This window comes from Streptomyces sp. CNT360 (assembly GCF_000424785.1).
On sequence record NZ_AUKO01000012.1, the window covers coordinates 1 to 17,961 of the forward strand.

The following is a 17,961-nucleotide window of genomic DNA, read 5'->3' on the forward strand; positions in this document are numbered from 1 at the left end:
GGGCACGACATCGCCGCCGTCGAGTCCGCCCTGCAGCGGGCCAAGCGGTTCGGCGGCCCGGTGCTGGTGCACTGCCTCACCGAGAAGGGCCGCGGCTATCAGCCGGCCCGCCAGGACGAGGCGGACCAGTTCCACGCGGTCGGCGTCATCCACCCCGACACCGGACTGCCGGTCAAGTCCTCCGGCGCCGACTGGACCTCCGTGTTCAGCGACGAGATGGTCCGGCTCGGCCGCGAGCGCGAGGACATCGTCGCCATCACCGCAGCGATGATGCGGCCCGTCGGGCTCCACGCCTTCGCCCAGGAGTTCCCCCAGCGGGTCTACGACGTGGGCATCGCCGAACAGCACGGCGCGGTCTCCGCCGCCGGGCTCGCCACCGGCGGCCTCCACCCCGTCTTCGCGGTCTACGCCACCTTCCTCAACCGCGCCTTCGACCAGTTGCTGATGGACGTGGCCCTGCACCGGTGCGGCGTCACCTTCGTCCTGGACCGCGCCGGGATCACCGGCTCCGACGGCGCCTCCCACAACGGCATGTGGGACATGTCCGTCCTCCAGTGCGTGCCCGGACTGCGGCTTGCCGCGCCGCGCGACGCCGAGCAGGTGCGCGCCCAGTTGCGGGAGGCCGTCGAGGTCGACGACGCGCCCACCGTGGTGCGCTACTCCAAGGGCGCCGTCGGCCCCGCGGTCCCGGCCGTGCGCCGGGTCGGTGGCATGGACGTGCTCCGCGAGCCCGCGGTCGCCGGCACCGCCGACGTCCTGCTGGTCTCGGTGGGTGCCCTCGCCCCCATGTGCCTGGAGATCGCCGACCTGCTCGACAAGCAGGGCATCACCACGACCGTGGTCGACCCCCGTTGGGTCAAGCCGGTCGACGCGGCCCTGCCGCCGCTGGCCGAGCAGCACCGCGTGGTCGTCACCGTCGAGGACAACAGCCGGGCGGGCGGCGTCGGCTCCGCCGTCGCGCAGGCGCTGCGGGACGCGGGCGTCGACGTGCCGCTGCGCGACTTCGGCATCCCGGAGCAGTTCCTGGACCACGGCACCCGCAAGGAGATCATGGCGGAGATCGGGCTCACCGCGCCCGCCATCGCCCGTCAGGTCACCGGTCTCGTCGCCAAGCTGGACGGCCGCGGCGCCGACCCGAGCGGCCCGCAGGTCGGTGCCTGGGAAGGCGCCACCCCCTCGTAACGGCCGCGCGGCGGACCCCTGCGGGCCGCCACTCCCGGCACACCGTGCCCCTCCGCCCCTTCCGGAAACGGAGGGCACGGCCGTGTGCCGGGGTGTGCCGGGGCAGGGGTACCGGCCGGGGCGTCTCTCGCTACATTGGGCGCATGCCGCTGTCCCGCACCGTCCGCGCCCCGCGACGACGCTCCGAGACGCAGCCCCCCACGGCGTACCGGACGCGGCTGCTCGTCACCCTGGCGGTGCTCACGGTCCTCACCCGGCTGCCCTCCTTCGCCCGCACCCCGTGGAACCCCGACGAGGGCTTCCTGGCGACGCAGGCGCGCCAACTGGCCCACGGCGGCGTCCTCTACGACACGGTGGTCGATCGCAAGCCCCCGCTGGTGCCCTGGCTCTACCGTGCCGCGTTCGCCCTGTTCGGGGACGACTCGCTGTGGCCGCTGCGGCTCGCGGCGATCGCCGCGGTGCTGGTGGGTGCCGCTCTGACCGCGTCCATCGCGGCGCGCCGCTGGGGCGAGCGGGCGGCCGGGGTGGCGGGCGTCTGCTACGTCTTGCTGTCCGTCGGCCTGAACCCGGAGGACACCCAGGCGGCGACCTTCGAGGTCTTCATGCTGCCCTGGACGGTGGCGGCCGTGTGGTGCGCGCAGCGGTCACGCTGGCTGGGGGCGGGGCTCGCCACCGCCGGCGCGGTGCTCTCGAAACAGACCGGCGGCGCCGTGCTGCTGCCGGTGCTCGCCGTGCTGTGGCAGCACCGTGCGGGGTGGACGGCGCTGGTGCGGCTCGGAGTGGGGGCGGCGCTGCCGATCGCGGGCATCGCCTGCGCCTTCGGTCCCGCCCGGTTCCTGTACTGGATCGCCACCGGTTCCGGCGCCTACCTCTCCGCCGACGGCGCGGGCCTCAAGCCCCTGCTGCGCGCCCTCGGCTTCCTCGGCCTGCTGCTCCTGGCGGCCCTTCCGCTCGTGGTGGCCCTCGTCCACGTCGTACGGCAGCGCACCGTCATCCCGGGCTCCGCCGCTGCCGGTCCCGGCGACGGCGCCGGTCCGGGTGGCGGTGACCGGCCGCGCGCCGGGCCGGACGACGCGGCCGGCTTCCGAACGCCGCTGGCCGGCACCTTCGACATGTGGGTCTGGCTCGCTGCCTCGTTCGCCGCCACCACCGTCGGCCTGCAGTTCTTCGGCCACTACTTCCTCCAGCTCGTCCCGCCCCTCGCCCTGCTGGGCGCCGCCGCGCTGCACGAGCTGTCGGCGCGGGCGGCGACGGCGGCGCTGACCGCCACGGCGGTCCTGGCGTGCGGGTACGTCGGCTGGGGCTTCACGGCGAGCCGCACCGAGCTGGACCACGCCCGCCGGGTGGCCGACACGGTGCGCGCCTACACCCAGCGCGGGGACCGGGTGCTGCTGTGGGGCATGCACCCCGAGGGCTACTGGCTCTCCCGGCGCCTGCCCGCCTCCCGCTACCTGACCGCCGGGTTCCTCACCAACTTCAGCGGTGGCCGCGGCGAGACACGGGTGGGGGAGCGGTACGCGATGGACGGCGCCTGGTCGCACTTCGAGCGGGATCTGCGACGGCGCAAGCCGGAACTGGTCGTCGACGACTCGCGGGGCAAGAAGTACGGCGTACAGCGCATCCCCACGCTCCGCCGCCACCTGGGCCGCCACTACGAGAAGGTCGCGACCATCGACGGCTCCGAGTTCTACCTGCGGACCGACCCGGACCCCCGTGACGCGGCCGCCGGGCGGGCCCCTGCCACCCGGTGAGAACGCCGCGAGCGCCGGGCGGGCCACCGCAACAGCGGCCCGCCCGGCGCTCGCCGGGACCGTTCCCAAAGCCGCCTGTCAGGCCGGGACGCTCGCGACCCCCGCCTCCAGGAAGCGGCGGCCCGCGACGCGTTCGCTGACGCCCTCGCGGTCGAGGTAGGGCGTGATTCCGCCGAGGTGGAACGGCCATCCGGCGCCGGTGATCAGGCACAGGTCGACGTCCTGCGCCTCGGCCACCACGTCGTCGTCCAGCATCAGCCGGATCTCCTCCGCGACGGCGGCCAGCGCCCGCTCCCGCACCTGCTCCTCGGTCAGTGCGCTCTGCCCGACCTGGAAGAGCTCGGCGACCTCCGGGTCCAGCTCCGTCGTGCCCGGCACGTACAGGTTCCGCTTGCCGGCCTCGACGACGCGGCCCAGGTTCTCCGAGACGCCGAACCGCTCAGGGAAGGCCGCGTGCAGGGTGCCTGCCACATGGTGGGCGACGGCCGGGCCGACCAGCTCCAACAGCTGGATCGGCGACATCGGCAGCCCGAGCGGTGCCAGGGCGCGGTCGGCGACCTCCACCGGGGTGCCCTCGTCGATGGAGCGCAGCACCTCGCCCAGGAACCGGGTCAGCACCCGGTTGACGACGAAGGCCGGCGCGTCCTTGACCAGTACCGCGCTCTTCTTCAGCTTCTTCGCCACGCCGAACGCCGTGGCCAGCGCCGCGTCGTCGGTCTCCGCACCGCGCACGATCTCCAGCAGCGGCAGGATCGCGACGGGGTTGAAGAAGTGGAAGCCCACGACGCGCTCGGGGTGCTTCAGCTGCGAGGCCATCTCGCTGACCGACAGCGAGGAGGTGTTGGTGGCGAGGATGGCGTGCTCGGGCACGGCCGCCTCGACCTCGGCGAACACCTGCTGCTTGACGCCCATCTCCTCGAAGACGGCCTCGATGACGAAGTCGGCGTCGGCGAAGGCGGTCGCCTTGTCCAGCGCACCGGTCACCAGGGCCTTGAGGCGGTTGGCCTTGTCCTGGTTGACGCGGCCCTTGAGCAGCAGCTTGTCGATCTCCTCGTGGCAGTAGGCCACTCCCTTGTCGACCCGCTCCTGGTCGATGTCGGTCAGCACGACCGGCACTTCGAGACGCCGGGCGAACAGCAGACCCAGCTGCGAGGCCATCAGGCCCGCACCGACGACACCGACCTTGGTGACCGGCCGCGCCAGGTCCTTGGACGGTGCGCCCGCCGGACGCTTGGCGCGCCGCTGCACCAGGTTGAAGGCGTAGATGCCGCTGCGCAGTTCGCCGCTCATGATCAGGTCGGCCAGCGCCTGCGTCTCGGCCTCGAAACCCTGCCGCAGATCGCCGCTCTTCGCGGCGGCGATGATGTCCAGCGCCCGGTAGGCGGCCGGTGCCGCACCGTGGACCTTGCTGTCGGCGACCGCCCGGCCGCGCTCGACGGCGGCGTCCCACGCCTCGCCGCGGTCGACCTCGGGCCGTACGACCTCGATCTCGCCCTTGAGGACGGCCGCGGTCCAGCGCAGCGACTCCTCCAGGAAGTCGGCGCCCTCGAACAGCGCGTCGGCGATGCCGAGTTCGTAGACCTGCGCACCCTTGAGCTGGCGGTTCTGGTTGAGCGAGTTCTCGATGATGACGCTGACGGCCCGCTCGGCGCCGATCAGGTTCGGCAGCAGTGCACAGCCGCCCCAGCCCGGTACCAGCCCGAGGAAGACCTCCGGCAGCGAGAAGGCAGGCAGCGCGGCGGAGACGGTGCGGTAGGTGCAGTGCAGCCCGATCTCCACGCCGCCGCCCATGGAGGCGCCGTTGTAGTACGCGAACGTGGGTACGGCCAGGTTCGCCAGCCGTACGAAGACGTCGTGGCCGCCCTTGCCGATGGCGGCCGCGTCCTCGTGCCGCTTCAGCAGCTCCACGCCCTTGAGGTCCGCGCCGACGGCGAAGATGAACGGCTTGCCGGTGACGCCGACGCCCTTGATCTCACCGTCCGCCGCTTCCTTCTCGACCTGGTCGAGCGCGGCGTCGAGGTTGGCCAGCGACTGCGGGCCGATGGTGGTCGGCTTGGTGTGGTCCAGGCCGTTGTCCAGCGTGATGAGGGCGAACCGGCCCGCCCCGCCGGGCAGGTCGAGGTGGCGCACGTGCGCCTGGGTGACGACCTCGTCAGGGAACAGCTCGGCCGCACCCTTGAGGAGTTCTGCTGTGCTGCTCACTTGTTGCCCTCCCAGTGGGGGTTCTCCCAGATGACGGTCCCGCCCATGCCGAAGCCGACACACATGGTGGTCAGGCCGTAGCGGACGTGCGGCTGCTCCTCGAACTGGCGGGCGAGCTGGTTCATCAGCCGGACACCGGAGGAGGCCAGCGGGTGGCCGAAGGCGATGGCGCCGCCGTACTGGTTGACGCGCGGGTCGTCGTCGGCGATGCCGTAGTGGTCCAGCAGGGCGAGCACCTGGACGGCGAAGGCCTCGTTGATCTCGAACAGGCCGATCTCGTCGATGGACAGCCCGGCCTTCGCCAGTGCCTTCTCGGTGGCCGGCACCGGGCCGACGCCCATGACCTCCGGCTCGACCCCGGCGAACGCGTAGGAGACCAGCCGCATCTTGACCGGCAGCCCCAGTTCGCGGGCCACGTCCTCGGCCGCCAGCAGCGAGGCGGTCGCACCGTCGTTGAGGCCGGCGGAGTTGCCGGGAGTGACCCGGCCGTGCGCGCGGAACGGCGTCTTGAGGCCGGCCAGCCCCTCCAGCGTGGTGCCCGGGCGCATCGGCTCGTCGGCGGTGGCCAGGCCCCAGCCAGTCTCCCCGCCCTCGGGCGAGGTGCGGCGGATGGAGACCGGCACCAGGTCGGGCTGGATCCTGTCGTTGGCGTACGCCTTGGCAGCCTTGTCCTGGCTGGCCACGGCGAACCTGTCCGCGCGCTCCTTGGTCAGGTGCGGGAAGCGGTCGTGCAGGTTCTCGGCGGTCATGCCCATGAACATGGCCGACTCGTCGACCAGCTTCTCCGAGACGAAGCGCGGGTTGGGGTCCACACCCTCGCCCATCGGGTGCCGCCCCATGTGCTCGACGCCGCCGGCCACGACCAGGTCGTAGGCGCCGAAGGCGATCGAGCCGGAGGTCGTCGTCACCGCCGTCATGGCGCCCGCGCACATCCGGTCGATGGAGAAGCCAGGGACGGTCTTGGGCAGCCCTGCGAGGATGCCGGCGGTGCGGCCCAGGGTGAGCCCCTGGTCGCCGATCTGGGTGGTCGCCGCGACGGCGACCTCGTCGATGCGCTCCGGAGGCAGGTCGGGGTTGCGGCGCAGCAGCTCACGGATGCACTTGACGACCAGGTCGTCGGCGCGGGTCTCGTGATAGATGCCCTTGGGGCCCGCCTTGCCGAACGGGGTGCGTACGCCGTCGACGAAGACGACGTCCCTTGCGGTACGAGGCACGTTGGCTCTCCTCCAGGTGCGGCCAGGGGTCGGTCGACCCCCATGCTACTTGTCGGTAACCGACTGGCAAGGGGCGCCCGGTGGGAGGGGCACACGTCACATCGGGCGGTACGCGGACCCCGCGCGCACCGGACCCCGCACGCGGCGCCGACAGGGCCGCTCCGACTGCCGGCTCACCCGGCACGGGCGGACTTCCGATGACAAGCCGGCTCCGAAGAGAGGTGCGTCCTCACTCCTGCGGGGCACTCAGCGCGGCACACAGCAGCTCCACCGTCTCGGCGATCTGCCACTCGCGGGCCCCCAGCTCGCGCAGCGCACCCGCCACCGAGTCGGCACAGATCACCGCCGGGGGCTCCCAGCACAGGCGGCGCACCGTGTCGGGGGTCAGCAGGTTCTCCTGCGGCAGGTTCAGCTCCTCCGCGTGCTGGGTGACCGCGGCACGGGCTGCCGACAGCCGGGCCGCGGCCGCCGGGTCCTTGTCGGCCCAGGAGCGGGGTGGCGGCGGACCGTTGGTGGCCTGGCTCTGCTGCGGCAGCTCCGCCTCGGGCAGCCCGCGGGCCCGCTCGACAGCGGCCTGCCACTGGTCGAGCTGCTTGCGTCCCATCCGCTGGCCGTACCCGGGCAGCGCCGACAGCGCCCGCGCGCTGGTCGGCATCGCCAGTGCGGCCTCCACGATCGCCGCGTCGGTCAGCACCTTGCCCGGCGAGACGTCCCGCTTGCGGGCCACCGCGTCCCGCTTGAGCCACAGCTCCCGTACGGCCGCCATCTGCCGGCGCCGCCGCACCTTGTGCATGCCCGACGTCCGACGCCACGGATCCTTGCGGGGCGGCGGGGCGGGGGCGGCGGCGATGGCCGCGAACTCCTCCTGCGCCCACTCCAGCTTGCCCTGCCGGGACAGCTCGTCCTCCAGGGCGTCCCGCAGGTCCACCAGCAGCTCCACGTCCAGCGCCGCGTACCGCAGCCACGGATCGGGCAGCGGGCGGGTGGACCAGTCCACGGCGGAGTGCCCCTTCTCCAGGGCGTAACCGAGCACGTTCTCCACCATCGCGCCCAGCCCCACCCGGGCGAAACCGGCGAGCCGCCCCGCCAGCTCGGTGTCGAAGAGCCTCGTCGGCCGCATGCCTATTTCCCGCAGACACGGCAGGTCCTGCGTGGCGGCGTGCAGCACCCACTCGCTGCCCGCCAGTGCCGCGTCCAGGCCCGACAGGTCGGGGCAGGCCACGGGGTCGATCAAAGCGGTGCCGGCGCCCGCGCGGCGCAACTGCACCAGGTAGGCCCGCTGCCCGTACCGGTAGCCGGACGCCCGTTCCGCATCGACGGCCACCGGTCCGGTGCCGCCCGCGAAGGCCTCCGTCACCCGGGCCAGCTCCTCGGCCGAGGCGGTCACGGGCGGGATGCCCTCGCGGGGTTCCAGGAGCGGGACCGGCGCCGGGGCGGAGTCCTGGACGGGGGCCTGAGCTGCGGGGGCTGCTGCGGTCTCTTGGGCGTCGGTCACCAGTCAAGGGTAGCCGCGTGCACACGCGGCCGGGCGCCCGCCGACGGAACGTTACGTCGAGGGCGCCCGGAAAGCCGAACGGTGGGGGAGACAGGGGAGAGGGGTCAGTGGATGATGCCGGTCCGCAGTGCGACGGCGACCATGCCCGCGCGGTCGCCGGTGCCCAGCTTGCGTGCGATGCGGGCGAGGTGGCTCTTGACGGTGAGTGCCGAGAGGCCCATCGAGACGCCGATGGCCTTGTTCGACTGCCCCTCGGCGACCAGGCGCAGCACCTCGACCTCGCGGCCGGACAGTTCCCGGTAGCCGCCGGGGTGTCCGGGACCGCCGGGTCCGCCGCCGGGCCTGCGGTGCATCCGTGCGGCAGCCGCCGCACCGATGGGGGCCGCGCCGTGCCGGGTCGGCATGGCACCGCCAAGGTTGGTACGGGTACCGGTGACGACATAGCCCTTGACGCCGCCGGCCAGCGCGTTGCGTACGGCGCCGATGTCGTCGGCCGCGGACAACGCCAGCCCGTTGGGCCAGCCTGCGGCTCTGGTTTCCGACAGCAGGCTCAGGCCGGAGCCGTCGGGCAGGTGCACGTCGGCCACGCAGATGTCGCGTGGATTTCCGACACGGGGACGGGCCTCCGCGATGGACGACGCCTCGATCACGTCCCGCACCCCGAGAGCCCACAGATGGCGGGTCACGGTGGAGCGGACACGGGGGTCGGCCACGACGACCATGGCCGTCGGCTTGTTCGGGCGGTAGGCGACCAGGCTTGTGGGGTGCTCAAGAAGAACAGACACCGGGCCTCCTGGAGGAGTGGCTGTGGGGGACGGAACCGACGAGTCGGATATTCCGTGTGAAGGGTCACAGACTCCTTCGGCACCTTCTCCTCACCTCTTTAGAGAAAGATCACGAATTAGTGACCTGAATTTCTCCCTCCTCTTTCCGGCTTCATTTCTCCCGGCGAAAACATTCCTTTGTCTACACAGAGACCGCAGAGAGTGCCGTGGCAATTCACGAAGGTTCTTTGTAGACAAAACGCCGTACTGTCCTCACCCCGCGGAGCCGTAGGGGCTCCGGGGGCCGTGGGGCTGCGGGGGAGCGGACACACAAAGCGCCGCGCCGACGAGAGGGCTCTCGTCGGCGCGGCGCCGGGAAACGATGGGGGCCGTGTGTCAGTGCGGTCCTCTGCGCTGCGGGAGCTGCACCACGGAAGTGTTCTCGCCGGTCTCGGGCGGCAACCCGGCGCATTGGCAGAGCAGTTCGCACCAGGCCGTCAGATGCGCTGAGGTGTCCGGGGTGGTGCCCTCGGGTGTCCAGCTCGCGCGGATCTCCAGCACCTCCTCGGCGGGGCGGTCCGCGAGCCCGCCGAAGAACGCCGAGCTGGAGCGCGTCACCGTCCCGCTCGGTTCCGTGTACCCGGCACCCCGCGCCTCCAGGGCCCCGCTCAGCCACGACCAGGTCACCTCCGGAAGCAGCGGGTCGCCGGCGATCTCCGGCTCCAGCTCGGCCCGGCCCAGGGTGACCACCCGGAAGGTGCCCCGCCAGCCCTCCTGCCCTTGCGGGTCATGCAGCAGCACGAACCGCCCGTCCGCCAGCTCGACGCCCGCGTCCTCCGGTGCGGTCACCGCCGCCTCCAGCGCGAACGCGTACGGTGCCAGCCGCTTGGGCGGCGGCAACGGGGAGATCCGTACCTCGGGGCGCGGTCGCGTCTCGCTCAGCGCGGTGACGGCCGCCCGGAAGGGTGACGGGAAGGACTCCCCGCCGCCACCGTCCACGCCGCCCGTCCCGCCGGTGTCTTCCACTCCGCCGAAGCCTCCCGTCCTCGCTGCCCGACCCGACGTCATGGGTCCGAAGAGTAGGCCGCGGCCACGCCTCATGCCGGTAGGGACACCCCGTTCGGCCGTGGGAGACTTCCTGACGTGAGTGGAGACGACCGCCCTGTGGGCCAACCGACGCAGACACCGAACGCCCCGGCCGCTCCCGGCCGGGGAGCCGCGCGGGACTCGGCGTTCCTGCGCGCGTGCCGCCGGGAGCCGGTGTCGCACACGCCGGTGTGGTTCATGCGGCAGGCGGGCCGTTCCCTGCCCGAGTACCGCAAGGTGCGCGAGGGCATCGCCATGCTGGACTCGTGCACGCGGCCCGAACTCGTCGCCGAGATCACCCTCCAGCCCGTACGGCGGCACAAGGTGGACGCGGCGATCTACTACAGCGACATCGTCGTCCCCCTCAAGGCCATCGGCGTCGACCTCGACATCAAACCCGGCGTCGGCCCGGTGGTGGAGAAGCCGATCCGCAGCCGCGCCGACCTCGAACGGCTCCGGACGCTGGAGCCCGAGGACGTCGGCTACGTGACCGAGGCCATCGGCATCCTCACCCGCGAACTGGGCAGCACCCCGCTGATCGGCTTCGCCGGTGCGCCCTTCACCCTGGCCAGCTACCTGGTCGAGGGCGGACCCTCCAAGAACCACGAGCGGACCAAGGCCCTCATGTACGGGGACCCCGAGCTCTGGGCCGACCTGGTGGACCGGCTCGCCGACATCACCGCCGCCTTTCTCAAGGTCCAGATCGAGGCCGGGGCCGGCGCGGTACAGCTCTTCGACTCGTGGGTCGGCGCGCTGGCCCCCGAGGACTACCGGCGCAGCGTCCTGCCCGCCTCGGCGAAGGTGTTCGAGGCCGTCGCCCCCTACGGAGTGCCCCGCATCCACTTCGGCGTCGGCACCGGCGAGCTCCTGCGCCTGATGGGCGAGGCGGGCGCCGACGTCGTGGGCGCCGATTGGCGGGTGCCGGTGGACGAGGCGGCCCGCCGGGTCGGCCCCGGCAAGGCGATCCAGGGCAACCTCGACCCGGCGGTGCTGTTCGGTCCCCGGGAGGCCGTGCACAGCCAGGCGGCGCACATCCTTGAGGCCGCGCGCGGGCTGGACGGGCACATTTTCAACCTGGGCCACGGAGTGCTGCCCGACACCGACCCCGCGGCCCTGACGGACCTGGTGGCCTACGTGCACGAGCGGAGCGCTCGCCGCTGAGCGCCTGCCTGTCCGCTCGACCGATGGGCTCGACGGTCTCGTCCGACCGCGGGGCAGGCCGGCTCGGTCAGGTGGGGCCGGGGGGAACCGGCGTGCCGGGCAAGCCAGTTGGTCCGTGCCGGCGCGTGCCCACCGGGGCCCGCGCCCACCGGGATCACCGGACGGCTGCGGTCGCCTTTCGGGCGGCGACCAGGACCGGGTCCCACACCGGGCTGAACGGCGGGGCGTAGCCCAGGTCGAGGGAGGTCATCTGCTCCACCGTCATGCCCGCGTGGAGCGCGACCGCCGCGATGTCCACCCGCTTGCCCGCGTTCTCGCGGCCGACGATCTGGACGCCGAGCAGCCGTCCCGAGCGGCGCTCGGCGATCATCTTGACGTGCATGGGGCGGGTTCCCGGGTAGTAGCCCGCCCTGGTCGTGGACTCGATCAGCACGCTCTCGAAGCGCAGCCCGACCGCCGTCGCCTGCGCCTCCAGCAGGCCCGTCCTGGCGATCTCCAGGTCGCACACCTTGCTGACGGCCGTGCCCACCACGCCGGGGAAGGTGGCGTAGTCGCCGCCGATGTTCCGGCCGATGACCTGGCCGTGCTTGTTGGCGTGCGTGCCCAGCGGCACGTGCTGGGCACGGCCGGAGACCAGGTTGAGGACCTCCACGCAGTCGCCGCCCGACCAGATGTTCTGGTGGCCCCGCACCCGCATCGCCAGGTCGGTCAGCAGCCCGCCCGACTCACCCAGCGGCAGCCCCGCCTCCCGGGCCAGCTCCGTGGCGGGGCGCACTCCCAGGCCGAGCACGACCACGTCCGCCGGGTACTCGGCGTCCTCGGTGGCCACACCGCGGGCCCGCCCGCTCTCGTCCGTCAGCACCTCGGTGACGCCGGCGCGCAGCACCGTCTCGATGCCCAGGGAACACATCGCCTCGTGCACGAGCTCGCCCATGTCGGGGTCGAGAGTGGACATCGGCTGCTCGGCCTTCTCCAGTACGGTCACCCCGTAGCCGCGTTTGACGAAGGCCTCCGCCATCTCCACACCGATGTAGCCCGCGCCCACGACCACGGCTCGGCGTGCCCCGTCACCTCCTCGCCCGCCGCCCCGCTCGATCCGCTGCTCCAGCGCGTCGAGCAGCCGTTGGCCGTCCTCCAGCGTCTGCACCCCGTGCACCCCCTCGGCGTCGATGCCGGGCAGCGGAGGGCGTGTCGGGACGGCGCCGGTGGCCAGCACCAGGTGGTCGTAGCCCTCCCAGCGTTCGGTGCCCGACTCGTCCCGCACCCGCACCCGCGCGCCGTCGACGTCCAGCTCGACCGCCTCGGTGCGCATCCGCAGGTCGAGGCCGCGTGAGCGGTGCTCCTGGGGGGAGCGGGCGACCAGATCGTCCCGCTCGTGGACGTCGCCGCCCACCCAGTAGGGGATGCCGCAGGCCGAGTAGGAGGAGAAGCGGCCCCGCTCGAAGGCGACGATCTCCAGCTGTTCCGGTGTCCTGAGTCGGCGTGCCTGTGAGGCGGCGGACATGCCCGTCGCATCGCCGCCGATGACCACCATCCGTTCCGCCGCCGCCATGGCCGCGCTCCCTTCGCCGTTCCGCTTCCGCATCCGTACCCGCGTTCGCTGCCCTCGGTACGCCGCGGCTCTGTCACTGCCTGCGCCGCTGTTCCGTGTCGCTGTCGTGTGCCGCTGCCCGTGTCGGTTACCACCGGGGCCGTCGCCGACTCCTGTCTCCTTTCTCTCCTTCCGACCCGCCACCAGGCCCGACGTCATGCACCTCCAACGGCTCTGCGAGACTGGCGATATGCACGTACTTGTCATCGGAGGCGGCATCTCCGGGCTGGCTGCCGCGCACCACCTGCTGGAGGGCGGCGCGCGGGTCACCGTGCTGGAGGCCTCGGACCGGCTCGGCGGCAAGCTGCGTGTGGGCAGTATCGCGGGTGCGGTCCAGGTGGATCTGGGTGCCGAGTCGATGCTGGCGCGCCGCCCCGAGGCGGTGGAGCTGGCGCGTGCCGTGGGGCTCGGCGAACAGCTCGGGCCGCCGTCCGTGGCAGGCGGTGCGCTGTGGACCCGTGGTGCCGTGCGCCCCATGCCCAAGGGCCACATGATGGGCGTGCCCGGCGATCCCGCAGCTCTGGCGGGGGTGCTCTCCGACGAGGGGCTGGCGAGGATCGCGCAGGACGAGACGCTGCCCCGTACCGAGATCGGTGCAGACGTGGCCGTGGGCGAGTACGTCGCCCGGCGGCTCGGCCGCGAGGTCGTCGACCGGCTCGTGGAGCCGCTGCTGGGCGGGGTGTACGCCGGTGACGCGTACCGCATCTCGATGCGCGCAGCGGTGCCGCAGCTCTACGAGGCGGCACGCGGCGAGCGCTCGCTGCTGGCCGGGGTGCGCGCCGCGCAGGAGCGGGCCGCTGCCGCGCCGCAACGCGACGGGCCGGTCTTCCTGGGCATCGAAGGCGGTATCGGCCGGCTGCCCGGTGCCGTGGCCGACGCGTGCACGGCCAAGGGCGCCGCCATCCGGCTGAACACCCCCGTGCGCGAGCTGCGCCGTACCGCGGACGAGGACGGCTGCCGGTCCTGGACGGCCGTCACCGACCAGGAGGCCGTGCACGCCGAGGCGGTGGTGGTGGCCGTACCCGCGCCGGCCGCCGCGCCCCTGCTCGCCCCGCACGCGCCGGCCGCCGCCGGTCGGCTGGATCGGGTGGACCACGCGTCGATGGCGCTGGTCACGCTCGCCTTCCGCAGCGCGGACGCGAGCGGGCTGCCGGACGGCAGCGGCTTCCTGGTGCCCCCGGTGGACGGGCGCGCCATCAAGGCCGCCACCTTCTCCTCCCGCAAATGGGGCTGGGTCGCTGGGCAGGACCCGTCCCTGTGCGTCCTGCGCACCTCGCTCGGCCGCTTCGGTGAGGAGCAGGTGCTGGAGCGGGACGACGCCGCACTGGTCGAGCTGTCGCTGCGCGACCTGCGCGCCGCCACCGGAGTGGACGCGCGTCCCGTCGACACTCTCGTCACCCGCTGGTACTCCGGGCTGCCGCAGTACCCGGTCGGTCACCTCGAACGGGTCGCCGCCACCCGGGAGGCCGTCGCAGCGGTGCCCGGCCTGGCCGTGGCCGGGGCCGTGTACGAGGGCGTGGGCATCCCCGCCTGTGTCGCGAGTGGACGGCGGGCCGCCCGAAGCCTCCTGGAGCAGACCCTCTTCCCCGGGCCGGGGGAGAACAGCGAACGAGAACGGTGAGAAGAGAAGCCATGACCGACGACGCACCGCACAAGGCCCCCAACGCGGGCAAGAAGGCGAAGGATCTCAACGAGGTCATCCGCTACACCCTCTGGTCCGTCTTCAAGCTGCGCGACGTGCTGCCCGAGGACCGCGCCGGGTACGCGGACGAGGTGGCGGAGCTGTTCGACCAGCTCGCCGCCAAGGACGTCGTGGTCCGCGGCACCTACGACGTCTCGGGGCTGCGCGCCGACGCGGACGTCATGATCTGGTGGCACGCGGAGGAGTCCGACGCCCTCCAGGACGCCTACAACCGCTTCCGCCGCACCAAGCTGGGCCGTGCGCTGGAGCCGGTCTGGTCGAACATGGCGCTGCACCGTCCCGCCGAGTTCAACAAGTCCCACATCCCGGCCTTCCTCGCCGACGAGGAGCCGCGCGCCTACGTGAGCGTCTACCCCTTCGTCCGCTCCTACGAGTGGTACCTGCTGCCCGACGAGGACCGCCGCCGGATGCTCGCCGACCACGGCAAGATGGCCCGCGGCTTCCCCGACGTGCGGGCCAACACCGTGCCCGCGTTCTCACTGGGCGACTACGAGTGGATCCTCGCCTTCGAGGCGGACGAGCTGTACCGCATCGTCGACCTGATGCGGCACCTGCGGGGCTCCGAGGCGCGGCGTCACGTGCGGGAGGAGATCCCCTTCTTCACCGGCCGCCGCAAGCCGCTCTTTGAACTGGTGGCCGGGCTGGCGTAGCCCTCGGCCCCGCACAGCAACTCCGATCCCGCTCAGCGGGCGGCCCGCGTGTTGGAGACCGGCCTGGTTCCCGCCCGGTGCCGCCCGTCCGGGTCCGGCTCCGGGCGGGCGGCGCACTCGGCGTGGGAGCCGGGCGTCCTGCCCTGGAGCAGGTACCGCTCCAGGTGCGCGTCCACGCAGGGGTTGCCGCCGCTCACCCCGTGGTTGCCCGCGCCGCGCTCGGTCACCAGCGACGACCCGGCCAGCCTGCGCCGGGTCTCCACCGCTCCCTGGTACGGGGTGGCCGCGTCGCGGGTGGCGGCCACCAGCAGCGTCGGGGGCAGCTCCCCCGGCCGGGTGCCGACCTCCAGCGGCCGGGAGGGTGCGCTCTTCCAGTAGGCGCACGGCAGGTTCATCCACGCGTTGTCCCAGGTGTTGAAGGGGGCGACGGCGGCGGAGGCGGTGTTGTCCACGTCCCAGCGGCCCCAGTCGCGCGGCCACGGCGCGTCCTGGCACTCGACCGCGTTGTAGACGGCGTTCCCGTTCTCCTCGCTCTTGGCCGCCGCCTTGTCCGGCGCGGCCACCTTCACCAGCAGCTCCGGGTCGCCCGCCAGGTACGCGGAGAGCACCTGCGCGTACGGTGCCCAGAGCGCGTCCGCGTACCCGGTGTCCAGGAAAGCGGCGCCCAACTCCTTGGGGCCGACCGTGCCGCCCGCCGGGCGTTGGCGTACCGCCGCCCGTGCCCGGTCGAAGGAGTCCTGCACCTGCCTGGCGTCGCGCCCCAGGTGGTAGGTGTCGTCGTGGGCGGCCACCCACCGCTTCCAGTCGCCCCAACGCTGCTCGAAGCTCCGGTTCTGGTCGAGGTTGGCCTGGTACCACACGCTGCCGGGCGAGGGGTCGACCACGCTGTCCAGCACCAGCCTGCCGACGTGGCCGGGGAAGAGCGTCGCATAGACCGAACCGATGTACGTCCCGTACGAGACACCCAGGTAGTTCACCTTGCGCTGCCCCAGCGCGGCCCGCAGCACGTCGAGGTCCCGGGCGTTGTTCGGCGTCGTGTAGTGCTCCAGCTTCTCCGGCTGCGCCCGGGCACAGCCCTGCGCGTAGGCCGCGGCCCGCTGCCTCATCGTCTGCTTGAACGCGGGGGAGGGGTGCCGGGGCGAGGGGTTGGGCCCCTTGCCGAACTCCTTCGGGTCCTGGCACGAGAGCGGGTCGGAGCGGCCGACGCCGCGCGGTGCGTAGCCGACGAAGTCGAAGTGGCCGGCCAGGCGCTTCCACACCCCGCCCAGCTTCGGGTAGCGGGGGAAGCTCATCCCGCTGCCGCCGGGACCGCCGGGGTTGTAGAGCAGCGGGCCCCGCCTCTCGCCGGGCTCGCCGGTGGCGCGGGCCCTGCTGACGGTGAGGGAGATGCGCTCGCCCTCCGGCTCCGCGTAGTCGACGGGTACCCGTACCGTGCCGCACTCGATCGGGTCGGGCAGCTGCTCCTCGGCGGGGCACTTGTGCCACCGGATGCCCGCCGCCCGGGCCTGCGCCGCCGCCCTGGCCACCCCGGCCGCCTGCGGCGTCCCGCCGGGCGGCTGCGGGGCGGAGGACGCCGCCACCGGGGCCGCCACCGCCGCCGTGAGAGCCAGAGCCCCGACCGTCGCCGTCATCACCGCTGCACGCACTGTGGGCTCCCTGGCACTCGTCGCTGTCACCCCGTCAGCCGTGCCGCTGCGCACCGCTGTTCATATCGGATGCTCAACCGCTCATACGTCGATGTAAAGCAGCACCCCGGGGTGTCGCGCAGCGCCCCTCGTACGGCCTCAGCGCGTCACTCGGCGGCGGGCAGGGGCCCGGACTCAGCGCGGTGCGGGCCCCGTCCGGTGGCGGTGCCAGCGCTTGAGGCTCCGGCGGCGAGACCGTCCCAGGCCGCCCTGCTCCAGGGCGAACGCGGCGAAGTGGAGGGCGTCCCACCGGTGGTTGCCGTCCTGCGGGCGGCCTGCCGCGTACGCCGCGAACAGGCGGTGGTACGCCTCCTCGCCGAGGATCTCCACGAGCTCCGGCGCCACCTTCGCCACGACTCCGGCCCGCTTGGCCCGCAGCGCCCTGGCCTGGATCGCGATGCGCTCGGTGTCGAAGCCGGGCGGCACCGGAGCCCCGGCCACCAGGGACGCGAGCAGCTCGGCCTGGGCCAGCCCCACACGCTCCCGCGCCGCCTCAGACACGCGCCCCCTCCCGTACGCTGCGCACGGCTGCCAGCTCGGCCGCCAGCTCCGCGACGGGTGGGAAGTTCTCGTCCCGCTCCAGCAGGACGCCCGGCGGAACGGTCCTGGCGCAGAGCTGTGCCAGCACCTCCAGCACCGGGCGGGTCACCGGATGTCCGTGGCTGTCGTGCCAGACCCCGTCCCGCTCGACGCCGCCCGCCACGTGCACGTACGCGAGGGCCTCCAGCGGCAGCCGGTCCAGCGCGGCGGCGGGGTCCTCGCCGCGGTTGACGTGGTTGGTGTGCAGGTTGGCGACGTCGATCAGCAGCCGTACGCCGGTGCGCTCGACCAGCTCGGCCAGGAACTCGCCCTCGCTCATCTCCTCGCCGGGCCAGCTCAGCAGCGCCGCGATGTTCTCCACGGCCAGCGGTACCGGCAGGCTCTCCTGCGCGATGCGGACGTTCTCGCACAGCACGTCCAGGGCGTCCCGCGTCCGGGGCACCGGCAGCAGGTGCCCGGCCTCCATCGGCGGATATCCCGTGCCGGCGCCGCCCGCGCGGACGAACGCGATGTGCTCGGTCACCAGCGGTGACCCCAGCGCCTCGGCGCGCGCGGCGAGGGCGGCGAGCCGCTCGGGGTCGGGACGCCCGGCACCCCCGAGGCCGAGCGCCACCCCGTGCGGCACCACCACGGTGCCGCGCGCCCGCAGCCGCTCCAGGGAGTCGGGGAGGTGGTCAGGACAGAGGTTCTCGGCCACGACCTCGACCCAGTCGATGCCCGGCAGCTCCTCGATGCCGTCGGCGATCTCGGGTCGCCAGCCGATGCCGGTGCCCAGCCAGTCCATCTTCCGCCTTCCGCCCCTTCGGTGACCCCCTGCGGCCCCCGTGCGGCCGCAAGCAACTCCTGCTCCGCACCACGGGCTGCCATGCGTCCGGTCCGCTCGTTCAGAGCGAAACTTGAGGTTCCCGCCGACTGCGCGCTCCGCACTCCCCGCCGGG

Annotated in this window: 12 protein-coding genes and 1 pseudogene; 5 read left to right on the forward strand and 8 right to left on the reverse strand. The window is 73.1% G+C overall.

What is annotated here, in order from left to right:
• Positions 1–1,182, forward strand: a 1,182-nt coding sequence (locus tag H297_RS36100) for a transketolase C-terminal domain-containing protein (RefSeq protein WP_037794025.1), incomplete at its 5' end; no start/stop codon positions are given.
• Between the two features lie 143 nt (positions 1,183–1,325).
• On the forward strand, positions 1,326–2,933 hold the full coding sequence (locus H297_RS36105; protein ID WP_051351798.1) for a glycosyltransferase family 39 protein: 1,608 nt from the start codon (positions 1,326–1,328) through the stop codon (positions 2,931–2,933).
• A gap of 78 nt (positions 2,934–3,011) precedes the next feature.
• Here the strand turns inward: H297_RS36105 and H297_RS0113045 are convergent, their stop codons facing one another.
• From H297_RS0113045 to H297_RS0113065, 5 genes are all read right to left on the reverse strand, one after another.
• Complete coding sequence (locus H297_RS0113045) at positions 3,012–5,135, reverse strand: 3-hydroxyacyl-CoA dehydrogenase NAD-binding domain-containing protein (RefSeq protein ID WP_027737415.1); 2,124 nt, start codon at positions 5,133–5,135, stop codon at positions 3,012–3,014.
• Positions 5,132–6,349, reverse strand: a complete 1,218-nt coding sequence (locus tag H297_RS0113050) for an acetyl-CoA C-acyltransferase (protein WP_027737416.1) — start codon at positions 6,347–6,349, stop codon at positions 5,132–5,134. Before H297_RS0113050 ends, H297_RS0113045 begins: the two co-directional genes overlap by 4 nt.
• A gap of 229 nt (positions 6,350–6,578) precedes the next feature.
• Positions 6,579–7,844, reverse strand: coding sequence for a ribonuclease D (locus H297_RS0113055; RefSeq protein ID WP_027737417.1), 1,266 nt, complete (start codon positions 7,842–7,844; stop codon positions 6,579–6,581).
• Positions 7,845–7,948: 104 nt separating this feature from the next.
• A complete protein-coding gene (locus H297_RS0113060; RefSeq protein WP_027737418.1) occupies positions 7,949–8,629 on the reverse strand; it encodes a response regulator transcription factor in 681 nt (226 codons plus the stop codon).
• 375 nt (positions 8,630–9,004) lie between these two features.
• Complete coding sequence (locus H297_RS0113065; RefSeq protein WP_037794027.1) at positions 9,005–9,676, reverse strand: DUF3000 domain-containing protein; 672 nt, start codon at positions 9,674–9,676, stop codon at positions 9,005–9,007.
• Positions 9,677–9,751: 75 nt separating this feature from the next.
• Here H297_RS0113065 and hemE point away from each other — a divergent pair, with 75 nt between their 5' ends.
• Complete coding sequence (hemE, locus tag H297_RS0113070) at positions 9,752–10,855, forward strand: uroporphyrinogen decarboxylase (protein ID WP_027737420.1); 1,104 nt, start codon at positions 9,752–9,754, stop codon at positions 10,853–10,855.
• A gap of 154 nt (positions 10,856–11,009) precedes the next feature.
• On the opposite strand, the gene H297_RS0113075 is transcribed toward hemE, so the two are convergent.
• The gene (locus H297_RS0113075) at positions 11,010–12,407 is read right to left on the reverse strand and encodes an FAD-dependent oxidoreductase (protein WP_027737421.1); all 1,398 of its coding nucleotides are present in this window, start codon (positions 12,405–12,407) and stop codon (positions 11,010–11,012) included.
• Positions 12,408–12,636: 229 nt separating this feature from the next.
• Between H297_RS0113075 and hemG the strand changes: the two genes are divergently transcribed.
• On the forward strand, positions 12,637–14,067 hold the full coding sequence (gene hemG / locus H297_RS0113080) for a protoporphyrinogen oxidase (protein ID WP_051351800.1): 1,431 nt from the start codon (positions 12,637–12,639) through the stop codon (positions 14,065–14,067).
• Between the two features lie 11 nt (positions 14,068–14,078).
• A complete protein-coding gene (hemQ, locus tag H297_RS0113085; RefSeq protein WP_027737423.1) occupies positions 14,079–14,798 on the forward strand; it encodes a hydrogen peroxide-dependent heme synthase in 720 nt (239 codons plus the stop codon).
• A gap of 32 nt (positions 14,799–14,830) precedes the next feature.
• On the opposite strand, the gene H297_RS0113090 is transcribed toward hemQ, so the two are convergent.
• Both H297_RS0113090 and H297_RS36110 read right to left on the reverse strand, forming a co-directional pair.
• Positions 14,831–16,444: an alpha/beta hydrolase gene (locus H297_RS0113090; RefSeq protein WP_027737424.1), complete on the reverse strand. Its 1,614-nt coding sequence runs from the start codon at positions 16,442–16,444 to the stop codon at positions 14,831–14,833.
• Positions 16,445–16,618: 174 nt separating this feature from the next.
• Positions 16,619–17,807: pseudogene (locus tag H297_RS36110) on the reverse strand (multinuclear nonheme iron-dependent oxidase).
• Positions 17,808–17,961 lie beyond the last annotated feature (154 nt).

What these genes read in the sequence shown, in the direction of transcription:
- H297_RS36105 (WP_051351798.1), top strand. Translation starts at nt 1,326, where the DNA reads ATGCCGCTGTCCCGCACCGTCCGCGCCCCGCGACGACGCTCCGAGACG.
- H297_RS0113065 (WP_037794027.1), bottom strand. Translation starts at nt 9,676, where the DNA reads ATGACGTCGGGTCGGGCAGCGAGGACGGGAGGCTTCGGCGGAGTGGAA.
- H297_RS0113075 (WP_027737421.1), bottom strand. Translation starts at nt 12,407, where the DNA reads ATGGCGGCGGCGGAACGGATGGTGGTCATCGGCGGCGATGCGACGGGC.
- hemG (WP_051351800.1), top strand. Translation starts at nt 12,637, where the DNA reads ATGCACGTACTTGTCATCGGAGGCGGCATCTCCGGGCTGGCTGCCGCG.
- hemQ (WP_027737423.1), top strand. Translation starts at nt 14,079, where the DNA reads ATGACCGACGACGCACCGCACAAGGCCCCCAACGCGGGCAAGAAGGCG.